15 protein-coding genes and 1 pseudogene are annotated in these 16,794 nt (G+C 37.1%); 12 read left to right on the top strand and 4 right to left on the bottom strand.

Annotated elements, in window-relative coordinates; genetic code table 11:
* Nucleotides 1–130: 130 nt before the first annotated feature.
* The 4 genes from F981_RS15900 to F981_RS15885 all read left to right on the top strand — a co-directional run bounded on the left by F981_RS15900 (nucleotide 131) and on the right by F981_RS15885 (nucleotide 3,836).
* Nucleotides 131–892 (top strand): tRNA threonylcarbamoyladenosine dehydratase, encoded by a 762-nt coding sequence (locus F981_RS15900; protein ID WP_004723245.1) that lies wholly within the window; start codon nucleotides 131–133, stop codon nucleotides 890–892.
* 99 nt (nucleotides 893–991) lie between these two features.
* The gene (locus F981_RS15895) at nucleotides 992–2,101 is read left to right on the top strand and encodes a DUF695 domain-containing protein (protein ID WP_004723243.1); all 1,110 of its coding nucleotides are present in this window, start codon (nucleotides 992–994) and stop codon (nucleotides 2,099–2,101) included.
* 66 nt (nucleotides 2,102–2,167) lie between these two features.
* Entirely contained in the window at nucleotides 2,168–2,677 is a 510-nt protein-coding gene (locus F981_RS15890; RefSeq protein ID WP_004723241.1) for a hypothetical protein, read from the top strand.
* A 268-nt stretch (nucleotides 2,678–2,945) separates the two neighbouring features.
* A complete protein-coding gene (locus F981_RS15885) occupies nucleotides 2,946–3,836 on the top strand; it encodes a LysR family transcriptional regulator (protein WP_004723237.1) in 891 nt (296 codons plus the stop codon).
* A 78-nt stretch (nucleotides 3,837–3,914) separates the two neighbouring features.
* Here F981_RS15885 and dusA read toward each other — a convergent pair whose 3' ends face one another.
* On the bottom strand, nucleotides 3,915–4,931 hold the full coding sequence (gene dusA / locus F981_RS15880) for a tRNA dihydrouridine(20/20a) synthase DusA (RefSeq protein WP_004723235.1): 1,017 nt from the start codon (nucleotides 4,929–4,931) through the stop codon (nucleotides 3,915–3,917).
* A gap of 133 nt (nucleotides 4,932–5,064) precedes the next feature.
* On the opposite strand from dusA, the gene F981_RS15875 reads away from it, so the two are divergent.
* Entirely contained in the window at nucleotides 5,065–6,213 is a 1,149-nt protein-coding gene (locus F981_RS15875) for a site-specific integrase (RefSeq protein WP_004723234.1), read from the top strand.
* Here the strand turns inward: F981_RS15875 and F981_RS15870 are convergent.
* On the bottom strand, nucleotides 6,197–6,469 hold the full coding sequence (locus tag F981_RS15870) for a pyocin activator PrtN family protein (RefSeq protein ID WP_004723233.1): 273 nt from the start codon (nucleotides 6,467–6,469) through the stop codon (nucleotides 6,197–6,199). The genes F981_RS15875 and F981_RS15870 overlap by 17 nt on opposite strands.
* Before the next feature lie 187 nt (nucleotides 6,470–6,656).
* On the opposite strand from F981_RS15870, the gene F981_RS15865 reads away from it, so the two are divergent.
* Nucleotides 6,657–7,544 carry a hypothetical protein gene (locus tag F981_RS15865; RefSeq protein WP_004723232.1) on the top strand — a complete coding sequence of 296 codons (888 nt, stop codon included), beginning with the start codon at nucleotides 6,657–6,659 and terminating at the stop codon, nucleotides 7,542–7,544.
* A gap of 32 nt (nucleotides 7,545–7,576) precedes the next feature.
* Here the strand turns inward: F981_RS15865 and F981_RS15860 are convergent, their stop codons facing one another.
* Entirely contained in the window at nucleotides 7,577–8,518 is a 942-nt protein-coding gene (locus F981_RS15860) for a hypothetical protein (protein WP_004723231.1), read from the bottom strand.
* A gap of 130 nt (nucleotides 8,519–8,648) precedes the next feature.
* On the opposite strand from F981_RS15860, the gene F981_RS15855 reads away from it, so the two are divergent.
* From F981_RS15855 to F981_RS15845, 3 genes are all read left to right on the top strand, one after another.
* Entirely contained in the window at nucleotides 8,649–10,502 is a 1,854-nt protein-coding gene (locus F981_RS15855; protein ID WP_004723230.1) for a helix-turn-helix domain-containing protein, read from the top strand.
* Nucleotides 10,503–10,957: 455 nt separating this feature from the next.
* A complete protein-coding gene (locus F981_RS15850; protein ID WP_004644609.1) occupies nucleotides 10,958–11,959 on the top strand; it encodes a YagK/YfjJ domain-containing protein in 1,002 nt (333 codons plus the stop codon).
* A gap of 42 nt (nucleotides 11,960–12,001) precedes the next feature.
* Nucleotides 12,002–12,964, top strand: a complete 963-nt coding sequence (locus tag F981_RS15845; protein WP_004723228.1) for a hypothetical protein — start codon at nucleotides 12,002–12,004, stop codon at nucleotides 12,962–12,964.
* 56 nt (nucleotides 12,965–13,020) lie between these two features.
* Here F981_RS15845 and F981_RS15840 read toward each other — a convergent pair.
* A pseudogene (locus F981_RS15840) lies at nucleotides 13,021–13,298 on the bottom strand (helix-turn-helix domain-containing protein); the annotation flags it as partial.
* Between the two features lie 309 nt (nucleotides 13,299–13,607).
* Here F981_RS15840 and F981_RS15835 point away from each other — a divergent pair.
* From F981_RS15835 to F981_RS15825, 3 genes are read left to right on the top strand one after another with little or no spacing between them, the layout of a single operon-like run.
* The gene (locus F981_RS15835) at nucleotides 13,608–14,057 is read left to right on the top strand and encodes a hypothetical protein (protein WP_004723226.1); all 450 of its coding nucleotides are present in this window, start codon (nucleotides 13,608–13,610) and stop codon (nucleotides 14,055–14,057) included.
* Nucleotides 14,058–14,102: 45 nt separating this feature from the next.
* On the top strand, nucleotides 14,103–15,302 hold the full coding sequence (locus tag F981_RS15830) for a TolC family protein (RefSeq protein WP_004644605.1): 1,200 nt from the start codon (nucleotides 14,103–14,105) through the stop codon (nucleotides 15,300–15,302).
* 11 nt (nucleotides 15,303–15,313) lie between these two features.
* A complete protein-coding gene (locus F981_RS15825; RefSeq protein ID WP_002124879.1) occupies nucleotides 15,314–16,792 on the top strand; it encodes an efflux RND transporter periplasmic adaptor subunit in 1,479 nt (492 codons plus the stop codon).
* Nucleotides 16,793–16,794 lie beyond the last annotated feature (2 nt).

Below are 16,794 nucleotides of genomic sequence, written 5' to 3'. Positions count from 1 at the left end.
CAATAAATCACGATATATTTCAGTTCTCCAAGCCCTGTATAGAATGCAGGGCTTTTTTTATTGTGTTGAAGCAAGACACGCTGTTGATAAATGAGTAAAATAGCGAGGTATTTTTGAGTTGATACTAGACATGATTGAACTTTTCCAAAATGATGAATATGAGCGCCGTTTTGCAGGTGTAGCCAAAATTTATGGAGAAGAGACATTCAATCACTATGAAAAAAGTCATGTCATGGTGATCGGTATTGGTGGGGTCGGCTCATGGGCGGTCGAAGCCTTAGCACGTACAGGGATTGGCGAGTTAACACTGGTCGATATGGATTCAGTGGCTGCTTCAAATATCAACCGACAGCTGCCTGCAATGACCTCTACTTTAGGCCATGAGAAAATTGAAGTGATGGCGGAACGTTGCCGTTCAATTAATCCTCGGATCAAGATCAATTTGATTGATGATTATCTCAGCCCAGATAATGTGAAAGAAATTCTAGAAAATGTTCCCGATATTATTTTAGATTGCATCGATGACGTTAAAGCAAAATTTGCACTTATGTTACATTGTCGTTTTAATAAAATTCCTTTGATTGTTTCGGGTGGGGCCGGTGGTAAGCTTGATCCTCTAAAAATTCGTGTTGCTGATTTATCTAAAACAGAACAAGATCCGATGCTTGCAAAATTACGGAGTCAGTTACGCGCCAAAGGCATTTGTAAGAAACCAAAAGAAAAATTTGGCATTACTTGTGTGTATTCAATTGATAATCCTTTTTCCAGTGCTGATGTGTGTGCGAGTGCAGGCTTGCGCTGTGGTGGATATGGCTCGGCTGTGGTGGTGACTTCTAGTTTTGCGATGGTTGCCGTTGCAGAAGTGTTGAAAAAGTTAGATCGGATCAAATAAGCGCTTGGTATTTTTAAGTAAAAGTTTAGATGCATTTAAAAATCATAAAAATTCAGTTAAATTAATCTGAAATAAACGCAATAACCGAGAACAATCAAAATGAGTTTTTTCAAAAAGTTATTTGGAAAGAAAGAACAACAAATACAAATCAATCGAAACCGCTATGCTGAATTTTGGCAATGGTTTGAGCAGCATCAACAGGATTTTCACCGTATTGTGGATGAGTTAAATCAAGATACGATTCAGGCGGATTTTTTTGATAAGTTATCGCCTGAATTGGCCAAAGTTCATGGTGGAATTTTTTTCCTTACCGGGATGCTTGATCCACAAACAGCTGAACTAATTTTAACGCCAGATGGTGTTGTGGCAAACATTGTATTTGTAGAGGAGTTGGTGGCAGCAGCCCCTGAAATTCCCGGCTGGAAATTTACCGCACTTAAACCAGCAAGTGATATTGAGCAAACCAGTATTGGTATGCATGGTCACGAATTTAGTCAAAAAACGCTATCGTTTTATTTAAAAGACCATGAAGAATACCCAGATGAAACTGATCTCGTGGTTGTGCATGATCAATATAATGAAGCTCAAAAAGCTGAATTCTTACAAGCGGTTTATATCTTTTTGGATAATTATTTGGGCGAATATGATTCGATCACAAAGCTAGATCAAGTTTCGCTACAGTTCAGACAAGATGCTGAAAAAGAATTAATGCCTATCGATCGTTTAAAGAATATTTTAATTTTAAAGAACAGTCAAATTTCTCGCTTAGACAAAATAACCCGTACAAGTACTGATGACGATGAGTATATCAGTTTGGAGGGGGAGACCAATGAGGGGTTGCCTTTGGTGGCGATCTTAAACAGTACACTTTTAACATGGGATCAAAAGGCTTCTCATCCGTGGATGATGCTGGTTGAAATACCTTATGCTGGTCAGAACTCAAGTGGTATGCCGTCTGCTACAGATTATGAGTTGCTTAACGCGATTGAAGAAGAACTGTTAAATGAGTTAAAGGATTTTGAAGGGTATTTAAATATTGGTCGCGAAACTGGTAATAACTTAAGGACCATGTATTTTGCTTGTAAAGAGTTTAGAAAGCCCGCTAAAGTTATAGATCAAGTTGTTGAAAAATATCAGAACAATTTTGAAATTGATGTCAGCCTATTTAAAGATAAATATTGGCGTTGTTTAAATAAGTTTGGTCACTAACTATGCTGAAAAAGTTGCTTGAAATGCGCTATAGCATTCAGACCATAAACATGGACAGCTTAGAGAATGAAATGGCTTTTTAATCGACCTATACCTGATCTTAAAATAACCCTATTGGCGATCCTACTGATTGGTGGGATTGTATATTATCTTTATTCAACGGTTCGTCATTTTCAGGCGGTCAACCAATTGAATGAAGCTAAAACGACAATGCGTGATATACAGAACTTGTTGGGATGGTCAATCCTTCAACCTCAAGCGGATGCAATTCAAGTCTGTAATTTGCAAAATATCCAACAGATCAGCAAACAGGAAGAGATTCAAAAGATCAAGCAACTGTTGGGCTGGGAGGTCAATATTCAACAACACAGCAAATATGTTGAAAGTATAAACGTGTATGCAGCACCTGATTTACAAGGATGTATTATACGTGCTCATTTTCGAAAAGACGCCTTTGTGAGTGATGATCTTGCTGGCAAGTATATTACTTACCAATATGATTTTAAAAAAAGAACCACAACATGCATCACCAATATAAAAAAGTATGCTTTAGTGAAATCTTGCACGCGTTTGTAAAAAACATAATTTATCTGTTCCGCTGAATCAGTCCTGTAAATAAATAAACTCATGCTGTCGGGGCGATTTACCTGTTTGTTTTGCGATAAAACCATCATAAAGATTGAGTAAAACAACAGCGCAAATTATACAAATAAAAACCAGTAATTGTTTGGATATACTCATGCTATTTCTCTCTGATCTAAGTCGCTTTAAGTAAAGTCTAGTGAAATTAAACAATCTAATCTAATATAGAAAAAAGCAGGATTGATCTAATTTTGAGATGAATATGGCGACATTCAAACAATTTAATTATTTGATTAGAATTGTGGAGGAAGGTGGTTTTATTGCAGCTTCTGAAAAGCTGTTTATTGCTCAATCTGCTTTAAGTCGTCAGATCAAGCTTTTAGAGGATGAAGTAGGATTTGAAATTTTTGACCGCAGTGATAAAAAAATAAAACTCACTCAAGCAGGGCAGTTCTTTTATGCTCAAATTAAAAATAATTTGCTTAACTTAGATCATATTATTGAAAATGCTAAAGATATTGCAGATGGACAAAATCGGCTCATCAAAATTGCACACTCAAGCACTATTACCATGAGCTTAGAAAAAGTTAAAGTATTTGATCAAACCTCAAAGTATCTCAATGTTAATTTCGAGATCAACACCTTGTCATCTGAAGACCAAATTCTTGCACTGATGAAAGGAAATATTGATGTTGGTTTTATTCGCCCACCTGTCTTAAATCGCTTAGATGAGTTATATGCAACCACGCTCTACCCTGAGCCCTTATACGTTGCACTTCATCAAAATCATATTTTAGTTTCAGAACGCAGTATTAAAATCCAACAGTTAAAGCATGAAAATTTTGTTTCTACACCACATGCAGAACGGGGCGGTTTAAGTTACTTGGTTGCAAACCTTTGCCTAAGTGCTGGTTTTTCTCCAAAGAAAGCGGCGGTTCAGTCCCGTAAAGTTTCACAATTACAATTGGTGGCTGCTGAAATTGGAATTTGTATTGTTCCTGAAGAATTTAGACATATTCTGCCTAAACAGGTACGACTGATTGCTTTGGATGCTGAAAATGCATGGTCTGATGTTGTGATGGTCTGGAGTAAAAATGCAGATGGTGTCATTCAGCGATGTACTGAATACATGATCAAACAGTTTCAACGATGATCTTTAAAGACCATCGTTTTATTGAAAAGATAGCTGTGGGTTAAGATTGTATTGAATCGTAGAAATTTTCAGTCGTGATCAGACAGACTGTTCACGAATATAATCTTCTGTACGCTTCATGGCTTCTTTAATATTGATAATGGCATTTTCAACATCTGCAAATGTTTTGGCATTACCACCACTTAAAGCCTGACGCCATTTACGAGCACCGGGAAGGTTTTGGAATAAGCCTAAAATATGGCGTGTAATAATCGATAGAGGCGCGCCTTCTTGCATACGTTTGGCAATATAAGGCAGCATTTGGTCGATAATTTCAAAACGATCAGGTAAATCTAAATTCCAAAGTTGACCTAATTCTGCCAAGAGGTAAGGGTTGTGATAAGCCTCACGCCCAATCATGACTCCATCAACATGCTTTAAATGTGCTTGCGTTTCAGCAAAAGTCTTAACCCCACCATTGATCTCGATCAGCAACTCAGGACGCTCTTGTTTTAAACGATACACATCTTCGTAGCGTAGTGGCGGAACATCGCGGTTTTCTTTTGGTGATAAGCCTTGAAGCAGAGCAATACGGGCATGTACGATAAAATTATCACATCCAGTTTTCGCAACTGTATCGACAAAATGTAGCATCTCTTCATAAGATTGCATGTCATCTATACCGATGCGGTGTTTTACTGTGACTGGAATATCAACTGCATTACGCATTTCAGCAATACATTCTGCAACCAAATCAGGCTCTGCCATTAAGCAGGCACCAATCTTATTGTTTTGTACACGGTCACTTGGGCAGCCCACATTTAAATTGATTTCGTCATAACCCCAGTCTTGAGCCATTTTGCTACAAGTTGCAAGATCTTTCGGATTTGAACCACCGAGCTGTAGAACAATCGGATGTTCTTCATGGTTATAGTCCAAATGACGATTTGCTCCGCCATAGATGATGGCACCTGTGGTGACCATTTCTGTATAGAGGATAATATTGGGGTTAAACAAACGTGCAAAGAAACGATAGTCACGAGTTGTCCAATCCATCATCGGTGCAACACTGATTCGCGGAGATTGAGTGTTTTCAATGTTTTTGTTAATAGTCATTAAAAATCATACCTTTAATCTATATTTCGCAACCTGCGCGAATCTGTTTGAACCTATATTTAGGTGGGTTAATCGGTTTGCATTTACACCAAATTTTACACCATAATCAAAAAAACAGGTTGTGGTGTAAATTATGGGGTCAATTACAGCAAGGAAAGGTGCAGATGGTAAAGTTAACTATCGTGCTGCGATTCGAATTAATCGAAAGGGCTTTCCTACATTCTCTGAAAGTAAAACATTTCACTCAAAGAAGTTGGCTGAAAACTGGGTTAAGAAACGAGAAGTCGAAATTCAAGAAAATCCTGATATTTTACTTGGCAAAGAAAAGCTGATTGATCTGACCTTATCAGATGCCATAGATAAATATTTGGATGAAGTCGGGAGCGAGTACGGAAGGACGAAACGCTATTCTCTGCTTTTAATTAAGAAGCTACCAATCGCGCGCAATATTATCACAAAAATAAAATCAGTACATTTGGCCGAGCATGTTGCTTTAAGGAAGGGGGGAGTCCCTCATTTGGAACTTGAGCCTATTGCGACTAGTACGCAGCAACATGAGCTTTTACATATCCGTGGTGTACTTTCTCATGCTGCTGTTATGTGGGAAATGGATATTGATTTAAACGGTTTTGATAAGGCTACGGCGCAGTTAAGAAAAACACGTCAAATATCTTCCAGTCAAAAAAGAGACCGGCTTCCTTCAACGGATGAGCTGATTGCATTGACGAAGTATTTCACAGAGCGATGGAAGCTAAACCGTAACGGTTCTAAATACCCAATGCATTTAATAATCTGGTTTGCTGTTTTCTCATGCAGACGTGAAGCTGAGTTAACACGATTATTTCTTCGAGATTATGATTCACATCACTCAACATGGAAAGTACATGATCTAAAAAATCCAAATGGCTCTAAAGGTAATCATAAATCATTTGATGTCCTTGAACCTTGTAAGGAAATGATTAAAAGAATAAAGCAGTCAGAAGTTCGAGAACGGATGTTGATGCTTGGGCATGATGAAAACTTACTGTTGCCATTGAATCCTAAAAGCTTGGGTAAAGAGTTTAGAGAGGCTTGTAAAATGTTGGGTATCGATGATCTACGCTTTCATGATTTGAGACATGAAGGATGTACTAGACTAGCTGAACAGAGCTTTACTATTCCTGAGATTCAGAAAGTAAGTCTGCATGATTCTTGGAGCAGTTTACAGCGTTATGTGTCAGTGAAGGCGAGAAGGGATGTTATGCAGTTAGAGGAAGTACTACGCCTCATCGATGAAACGTAGCATAATCTTTAGAAGCTTCTAAATACTTACTATCTAAAATATCTGCGAGATCTTTAATGTGCACCAAAAAAGGTGCACGTTTACTTTGATCTATTTTAAACACTGAAAAAGGGAATTCTTGATTATTCGCCTTTCTTAAAGCTTCAGCTTTACTAAGATGAGGGTAATAGTCAGCAACAATTGTCATCAGTTCGACAATCATAGAGCGATATTTTATAAAAAGAAGGTCAGTAGTATTAATTTGAAAGCAACTCATGAATTCAGGTACTCCATACCAGAACAGTTTTAAATTCAAATGGGATACCTTTTGACTGAAGGTTAACCATCTCGATGCCTTCATCCTATTTTTTTTACATAGATTTTTATGTAATCCTAATAATTAAAAATAATATTTTACTAGAATGTTGATATAAGATACTGAAAAATATTATTTAGAACTGAAAATGAAAAATTGCACTCTTTTTGATTTTGAGCAACTGAAGGTCGAAATTCTGAATTGCTTTTTGGATCATGCTGGACGCTTTTTAAGAGAACATAAAATAATGAGTGATCCTGACCCAAAGACTGAGTTTGACGCGTCAGAACGCAAATTGTTGGTTGAACTGATGGTAGAGTGCCAGCAAATGCAGTTTTTAGGGGAAATGTATACGGTACAGGATTTACTGAATTTACTTGATCAAATGAGTACGGTGACAACAGGAATTAGTGACTATAGACAGCAGCAGGTTAATGAAAAATATTCAGAAATATTAAATAAATACATAGAATTGGTTGAAGATGAAAGTGGGAAAGTCTACACCTATAACCCGAGTTTAAAGCGTAGAATTAATGGAATTTTAAATGTACGTAAACGATATGCGCCGCTGTTGCATAAAAAGCTTGAGATATTCTATTCAGAATTAACTAGTTATGCACAGAAAAATGGCAGATTCAAAAATGCTTCGCAGGCTGTACAGCTGATTTTACCCACACTGCAAATAAAGTTTAGAGCGTTTGATTTGCAGTGGGTTCAAAGCAGATTAGAGGCGAATAAACAGAAAATTTTAGATTTAACTGAAGCCAAAAAAAACAATGAAAAGAAAGAAATCTGTGAAGATGGTGATTTTGATGTGTCATTTAAAATTCAGGATCGCACTTATTTAAATCAAATTAGAGAATTACAAAACGAAAATAAAAAATGGCAGCAATTTTTACAATACCCTGATCGATATTTTCCACAGCAGAAGCAATTGCCGTTTAATACGGCATACTGTGATGAAGTACTGGTAAATCACTTAAGGCGTCGTCCTGATTTAATACGCGAAATAATACAATGTTGCAGTGAAACTTAATACTTTTTAGTCAGGGTGGTAAATTGATACGCTCAAGGCTTAGACTGAAATTCACCGTCATTTTGTACGGTATTACTATATTGATTATGTTGATCAAACCCTAAAGCAATATTGGTATTTGGTTGATTTTTCATTGTTAAAAATTGTTTTTGTTCAGCACATTCATTTCTCAATTGGGTTTCAATTTGGCTAAGAGCCTCGGGTGCAAGAGTTTCATTTATTGTCTGCTGATCCTCTTCGGAAATTTCACCCAAAAAAGCCTTAATTTTCTCCAATTCAATAGTCTTGCTTACAGCTGTTTGTATTAAGTAGTCCTCAAATTCTTTTGCTGATAAGCGCATGTTTTCTTGAATGGTATGTTTTTGCTGCCCAAGCTCTGTTTTAAGTTGATTAATTTCTTCATCCTTTAATTTCAGCTCTTGTTTTAATTGGGAATCATTGTTTTCGATGAGTGATTTTTGAAGCTTTGATATTACTTTATCCTTTTCTGTTAATTTAAAATTATGTTGATCAATTAAAAAGTCTAAGCAGTTTTGCAGGCTTTTTAATTTGTACTTCTCTGTGATTCTCTCTAGTTCTTTTAATGTCTTTTGATCCAGTGTGATTTGTTTATTGATACGTTTATCTTTTTTATTTGTGTAGTTATATTTAAATATACGGTATCTCTTTTTTAAAATTTCAAAGTGTTCATTATTTGTTTTACAAATGAAATTATCAACTGAAAATTTAAGTGGGTTGGTGAATAGTTCGCTTATATCAGTCGAATTATATTGGTTATGCTGAGGAGATATTGCTGAATTTTCATTGGGTTTAATCTGTGGGTGATTTATAGAATAAAAAATTTCCTTTTCACCTGATTTAACTCGCTTATTGATTTCATTTGGTCTTAGTAAAATTTCCTGCTCTAAGAATATTTTTTTTAGATCTGTCTCAGTAGATAACCATTTCTCTAAAGTTAAATGTGGTCGTGTCATTTTATATTTTTCATAGATATTAAATAAATGTTTATATATCAATAAATAAACATTAAGTAAATGTTAATTAAATATTAAATGTTGATTATTATATTTTTAATTATCATTTTGTGCCTATCTTAATTTGTGTATGATATCTCTGCATGGGGTATGGATTGATGAAGTGGAGATTTTTATTGTGGATGAGAAGCTTTCTGAGCATGATTTCTTGAGCCTGTTTTTAGCTTTCTATCAGAGAATAGATGGGGAGCTTTCAGCCAAAGCTGTTTGGGCTCTAATCACTTTTATTAGAAATTTTGGGGTAGAGAGTACATCATTGCCGCTTGCCCAATTGGCAAAAGTCACAGGCATACAGATTAAAAGATTACGTGATGTACTTAATGAGTTGGAGCAGCAGGGGATTTTAAAAATAGATTTTCCCGAAACGGGGAAGAGGGCTCGTGTTCGTCACTTACGCCTTAATCTCGATTATATTGGTGTTGATTTAATAATGCCGGCTAGCTGGATGGTAAATAGTACTAAAAGCATGTACAAGAAATTTCCTTTATTAAATTTTATTTCAATTCTATTTATAAAAAGTGATGGGATAAGCATCAGCAATTTACCTAAAAAAATAGAGACCGATTGCAATCTTGATTATCGAAGTTATCTTGTTTTATTGCGATTGCTTTACAGTGCAGATTCATTTGGGATTGTTATAGGGTGTGGAATTGTTGAAATTGAGCGAGCCACGGGTTTAAGCAAACAATCTATTTATCGCGCTATACAGCAGCTTAAAAAAAACGGATTTATCCGCTGCCAAGCGGATGGCGCAATTCGAAATAGTTTTATTCAAACAGAGTCTCCAATATACGCTTTAAACCTTTCGCATAGGTTTTGGGGGGATGCTGCGATCTACGGCAAATTTTATATTTTGAAGTACCCCCAGCCGCATGTTTTTGAAGTTCAGAAAGTGGCCTCTATTTTTACTATGCTAAATCTAAAGAGCGACTTGTTGTCAAACACTAAAAGTGAAGATTCAGATGTTGGCTTGAAGGTGTTGAATTGCAAAAACTATTATTTGTTACATGATCCTTTGTGCTGGATGAAACCGTTTATTCTTCGGTCTCGTGATGCTGTAGGTTATGCAAATTATGTTGTGTTACAACAGCAGGAAATAATGAAGTTATATGATCATTATGTCGAGCTAAAGCGGTTACATCCAGAGAACCCATTATCAGCGACGTTTTATTTAAAGCCGCATGAAAATATTTTGAAGGATGAGGCGGTTTTGGGTCATTTAGCATCTATCCAGCATACTAAACTCAGCGGGATGAACAACCGCTTAGGTCTTTTTCAAAGCTTGCTTGAACAGTGGTGCTGCCAGATATACAGTCAGAATAAATCGCTTTTTAAAATGCTGAAAGAAGCTAACCCAGTAGTAATCGATGATGAAAGCTTTGAGCGTTTAGGGTGCACAGACTTTCTCTATCCGTATTCATTGCAAGCGACTCAAATCAAAACAATCAAAGAGGATATGACGCTAAAAAATGAGTCTGATAAAATTGAATCAATGATCACCTTCAAGTTAAATGCTGAGCAGTCCAGAATTCATCAGTTTTTAATGGCCCTTATGGATCTAATTGCATATAACCAAATTTATTTTTTTCAGCAATGTATGCGGAAACATTCTGATATTGACCAAAAGCTCAGTGCAACTAAAAGTAGTTTGGAAAGGGTGTTGGTAAATGCAACTGAAATAGTGACGCCTTTTAGGATTTTACCTCGGTCATTTATACAGAATACATACAGCTGTTGCTTTGTCCCTGATCAGCATGCGGAAACTAACAGGTATTTCTTAAGTGAATTGGCGTTTCAAGAACCCTTTCAGGATGGAACTCGCTTTGATTTTCCTACACAGCAAATAACAGAAACTTCACCAACACTGGCAGAACTTAAAGATTACGGACTGCTGCATCATCACTGTTTGTCATTATTCGAATAGTTTTTTGCGCTAAGTTTTTTTTGAAAAACCATTTTTCTGACTTAACTATCGTAACGCTAAAATATATAAAAAGCCGAGCTTAGCCGAAGGTCTAGAAATCCTACTGATCGGCTGGGCTATGGTTATTGCTTTTACGCTAAGACGGTTTTATCTATTATTAATATATAGATTAATACTAATAATAGATTAATGACTGTAGCGTATAGAACTATAAATACTCGATATATCAATACAATCACTATTACTCATACCTATAAGAACAGTTTGATATGTCATACAAGCTGAATAGATATCCCAATGTGGACGATGCTATTGAGTATAGCCATGCAGGATGAGAGCACTATTCGATATATGCGAATAGTGGATGACTTGTTCTTACTCTAGATAAAAACACTATTTAAAAAAATAAGTCGATTGCTTAACTATGACGTTAATCATAGTTAAGGAAGTTCAACGTGTTGCAATCCGATTTAGATCATCAGGCAGGGGTGATGTATGCCATTCATACCTTTGTGGATGTATGTCTTAATTTTGATATGCCGAATGAAGCGTTCATTTTCAATCTCGAACGCTTATGGTGTGCATTTGAAGCGTTTAAACAAGAAGGGCTTGAGTATGCAGCATCGATTCGGGCATTTATTGCAGTCACTGAATACGTCAATAGCCAACGTGGCATGCTTAGCTTTGCTGAATATCTGACAGGGCTTTCAATAGGGGAAATTAAGGCATTAAGACGGATATTACATGCGCATCGAGGGCTGATACGTGATGAGATCAAAAGCTTTGCGAGGCGGAAAGAATTGAATCGAGTGGCATTACTTGAGGAGTTCGAAGGTGCAATTAAGGGGTATTATTCGGTTCTAGTGATCAGAGTGGATTTGAGCTATAGCAAGGACAGCATGAGTGAAATTACTGTAAATGACTTCTATCAGCATATCGGAAAACTACGTGATTTGATCACTGATAAGAATGGATATTTTGATGCACTTTTGACCTATGCGATCGCACTGGAGCAGGGTATAACCAAAGGCTTTCATGCTCATTTAACATTGGTGATTAATAGATCGAAGCATAAGAGTGATTATAAAATTGCTGAGGGAGTGATCGATAAGTGGAAGGAAATCACATTCGATAAGGGTTTTGGGCGGAACATCAACACGACAGCGAATAAAGAGAACTACGAGAAGCAAGGTCGTTTAGGTATTGGAGATATTCGTCGAACGACACCCGAACAAGGCAACAATGCTTTGGGTGCAGTTGCTTATCTCAGTGACCCTGATAAATACGAGCAGTCGTTATTGGTTAAACCACGAGGGCGTAAAACGTTTTATAAGGGGGATTATCAGCATCATGGTCGCCCAATACCTGATACAGAAGAAAATAGAAGAATCAAAGAATGGGATGCGCAGACCGCTTTAGCAAAGCTGGAAGAGGAGATTTGGTTTAAAAAATTATGAACATGCCAGTTCTATGAAATCAATTGATTCATAGGACAATACATGAGCCATTCAGAGTTGGAGTTTGTTACAGCACCCCGATTAGAACAAGACGTTTTAGAGCATTACCAAACGATTCGCTTTGCTCCAATTCCAGAAGGTACTGATTACGATGCTCATCAAAAAAATATAGATCAGGAGTTCAAGCGGAAACTGTCTGGTTATTTTTCAGCATGGCGCAGGATGATGGCTGTTGGCATTCATGAGCATTTGTCTTTTTCCTTTTGGGCAGACAAGTTCTTTCAGGCTTACTGCAGTGTATTACAGGAAGAGCAGATTCGGTTCTTTGAGGTCACGGCGCAAAGAAGCGCTGGTTTTTATATCGATAAGATCGTAAAGCGGCTGAGAGTGCTGTTTGAAAGCACCAGCTTAACTGAAGAAATGCATAAGCTGAATGAGTGCTACGAAAAGCGGATTGAAAAGTTGAGAGAATCCTACCGTAATACAAGCCAGATCTATCCTGATGCAGCGGATTTAAAACTGGAACTAAGTCTAAATGACGGTGGAAATGAAATTATCGATTTGCGACAGTTAGAGCGATTTTTATCAAATTTCCAAAAAAGTCTAGCAGCTGAGTATTGGTATAGAACACAAGCCATTTACCGCTTTTATCAAATTGTACGGGATGATGTTCAGCAGCGGTATGTGATCCACTTTTATCTGAGCTTTAACCGATCACTCTATGCTGATCCATTATTTTATTGCAGTGTCATAGAGCGTTGCTGGGCCCAGGTCACGAATTATATGGGTACCTGCAGTTGCCTTAGTCTGACAGATCAAAATAGTGTGGTTGATGCTGAACAGATGTTTCGGATTGATCGAATTATTCAAGAAGACGTCCAATGTCCGCTGAGTGCATTAAATAGCATGCCTGAAAATCAAACAGGAAGGCATGGACTTGCGAATAGAATCTGCATCTACCCCAAAGGTTTTAAATGGTTTGATGGAGCACCTGTACGACGCTGAAAATTTATATCAGAGTCCTGCACTTGCTTGATGCTCTACATTGCGCAGATTATCCTTCTCATCAATTCTGTTTGCAAACGTCGAGCACCCAGATTTTAGCCGAGCGCATTTCCAATATTAAGGCCTCTAGCTCAGCATTGATTTTAGTATTTGGAGATTTTAATGGGCGTTTACTCTGACTACTTAATCCATCAATACCTTGCTCAGAATATCGTTTCCACCACTTGCGTAATGTTGGTCTAGAAATGCCACATCTCCGACAGACTAGGCCAGCATCATTGGTCTCTTCAAATAATTTAACCCATACGAGTCTTTGTTGAATTTCTCTGTTCATAGACACCAATTATATTGAAATGATGTCTATGAATCACACATTTAATGACTAGATTTCATTGGAGATTTTGGATGAGTTCAATTGCCACCACCTCTAAGATAAGTAAGCTTACTTTGTACTAGCTCAAACTAGGTACAGCTTAAATCCTTTTAGTACAGTTCCAGAAAATAACTAAATAAAGCTTCATTTCCCATAAGCTATCCATTGATAAAGAGATAGCTTGTAAATTTGAGATATATTTTCATATAGGATTTACTTCCTAGAAGCTATTCAGTATTCTTTTCACGTTTCATTTTGATCTGACTTGCTATGTTGGCTAATAAGTTTTTTAAGCTTATTCTCGTATCAGTCCTGTTTTTGTTTGCTATAACAACGACGGGGATTTATACGTGGGCGCCTGTAATAGCAAAAAATCTAGATCATCATCATGAACTGAGTATTTCTGTAGAAACAGAAGATTCTAGCCAATGGTCATTAGTTCATCATGATGAAGTTCTGAATACAGCAGATCAAGATAAAAAAAATCATAACTGGACAAGTTATGATGAACCCGCATTTCATCATTCAGTAAAACCAATTCAAGCTGATGATCATTTCTCAATTGATCCAGTCTTTTTCCTTAGTTTTGCTTTACCTTTAATCCTCTTATTTTTAGGTTTATTTGAACGCCCAATTCGTTCTTTTAAGCTTAGGAAAAGGATTCCCTTTCTTTGTAATACCTACGCATTTACCAAAACTCTCATTGTTCTAAGGGATTGATTTAACTATACAAAAATATTTTTCATTTTTTGTATAGGTATAGTCATGTCTAAAAAAAGTCAGGTAATTTTCGCCTGTGGCTTAGTCATCATTGCTCCTCAGTTATTAGCAGGAACAAATTATGCACAGTTACAGCAGCAAGCTATTGCAAATGATTCAGTTCTAAAAAGTTTGCAGCAATCTCAGCAAGCTTATGATGTAAATCAAAAATATGCTGGTCGGATGAACAATCCAACTTTCAATGTCGAATTGGATAATTTGGGTAATTCTAAGCTGAAAGATTTGGATGGCCCAACTGCATTCATGGGTTTGTCCCAAGAAATTCCGTTGAATAATAAACTCGCTTTGCGTAAGCAATTGGCAGGTTTGCAAGGAAATAATAACCAATTTGAGATTACTCAACGACAAGCAGAGTTAAAAGCTGATTTTCGAATCTGTATGTCTAATTGGTATGCAGCTGCTCAGCGAGCAGAAATTTATGCTGCAGAGAGCAAGCTGAGTGCAAGACAAGCAACAGTTCTAAATGAAAAGCTAAAGTATGGACGTGTGATTCCATCTGATGTTCAGCTTAATTCAGCTTTATCTGCTGAGTCCAAGTTACGTTATCAAAATGAGCTGAAAAAGGTTCAGTTTCAGAAAAATCTCTGTTCAAAATTTGCTTTTGATTTGCCAGCCAATGCTATAGATGTTCCTTTAACGATTAACTTCACTGACAAGGTTAGCTTATCTGAAAAGCAGGCTTTACTAAAAAAGCAGCAGGCAAAAACTCAATTTGAATTAGCAAGAAAAGAAGCGGTTCCTGATATCACGCTTGGCGTTGGTGTACGTAATTATCAAGAAACAGATGACAAAGTTTTTTTGGTTTCCACTTCTATTCCGCTTTCGATATTCAATCGCAACAGTGGAAATATTGCACTCGCTCAAGCACAGCAAACCAATGCTGAAACTCGTTCAGAATTAATCAATCGAAATTCAAAGATTGAATTGGATAACAAATCTATTGAGGTATCCAGTTTGATTGATGCAATCAAGCAATATGACCAATCTGTTTTACCTGCAACAAAAGAAAGTTTACGCATTGCAGAAATGGGTTATCAGGCAGGAAAAATTTCATTATTGGAATTTAATAGCATTAAACAAGTTTGGTTAGACAAACATCTCGCTCGATTTGATCTGTGGTTGGCTTTGCAAAATCAGATTGCAGAAGTTGAACGAAATTATGTAACGAATTTAGATCAAGAATAAGGGCAGAGAATATGAATAAACCAAAGAATACAGTAATTGCTACAGGCGTTATAGCTTTACTTGTCATGTTGTGTGCTCTGGCTTGGTATAAAACAGGAAACAAATCACAGACGTCTTCAGCACATGGTGAAGCTATCGAAGAAAAAGCTGCTGTCGCAGGTGATGAAAAAGGTCCACATGGTGGTCGCTTATATCGTGATGGAGACTTTTCGGCAGAGGTAAAAATTTTTGAAGAAGGTGTAGAGCCGCATTTACGTGTCTATGGCTACTACAAAGATCAGCCTTTAAAGCCGAGTGAGATTAACGCGAATATTTTTATTAAGCGTTTAGATGCTGAGCAAACCATTCGCTTCAAACCTGAAAGTGATTACTTGATTGGCGATGAAATTGTTTATGAACCGCATTCGTTCTTGATGGTGATAAATGTTGATTATCAAGGCAAGAAACACAGCTGGAAATGGGATACCAAAGAAGGCCGTGTAACGATGCTGGATAGCAGTATCAAAAGCAGCGGTTTAGAACTTCTTAAAGTTGAACCTATGACTTTTGAGAATGCGCTTGAGCTCAAAGGCGAGCTTAAATTTCCCGATAATTTTGAAAGTTTTATTACACCTAAAGCAAGCGGAACACTAATCAAAACTTATCGAACGATTGGTGATAAAGTCAGCCAAGGTGATCTGTTAGCGACTGTTCAAAGCCAAGATCTGATCCGTTTAAATGCTGAGCGATCTATTGCTTTGGATAATTTGCAGTTTTCTCGCAAAAAAATGGAACAGGAACGCGCATTATTTCAAAAACGTGTATCGCCTGAAATTGACTATATCAATGCAAAACGTGAATACGATGATGCACAGACTCGTGCTAATGAGCTGAATAGCTTAATCAGCTCTTACGGTGGTTCAGGTAATGGAACGATTGAGGTAAGAGCAGCAATGTCGGGCACAGTTTTACAAGTGCTTGCTGCGGTTGGTTCAAATGTAACACCAGCTTCACCACTCTTTAAAATTGCCAATACTTCACAGTTGCTTGCAGTGGTCAATGTGCCGGCTGATAAGCTGAATGCAATTAATCCAAATGCAAAAGTAACCGTTAAACCTCAAGTACAGGAAAGTACGGAGGAAGCACTGGGTAAGATTAAATACATTAGTGATGTGATTGATCCGAAAACACGTACTGCTCAAGTCTTTATTGAAATTGCGAACCAATTTAAATGGCGTTCTGGTCAGCTTGTTACCGCACAAATATTTGAAAATCAAAGCACGAAAGCCATGGTTGTGCGTGAAGATGCATTACAAAACTTCCGTGATTGGGATGTGGTATTTATCCGTGTAGGAAATGACTTTGAAGCACGTCCTTTAGAACTAGGCGATAAATATAACGGTTTTGTTGAGGTGAAATCTGGTCTTAAAGCAGGTCAGGTGTATGCAGCAGGCAATTCCTATTTATTAAAAGCAGAGCTGGGTAAATCTGGCGCTACTCATGATCACTAAGG

This window comes from Acinetobacter guillouiae CIP 63.46, assembly GCF_000368145.1.
Classification (GTDB): domain Bacteria; phylum Pseudomonadota; class Gammaproteobacteria; order Pseudomonadales; family Moraxellaceae; genus Acinetobacter; species Acinetobacter guillouiae.
The sequence above is the reverse complement of the archived record's forward strand: the minus strand, read 5'-3'. Positions and strand labels throughout refer to the sequence as shown.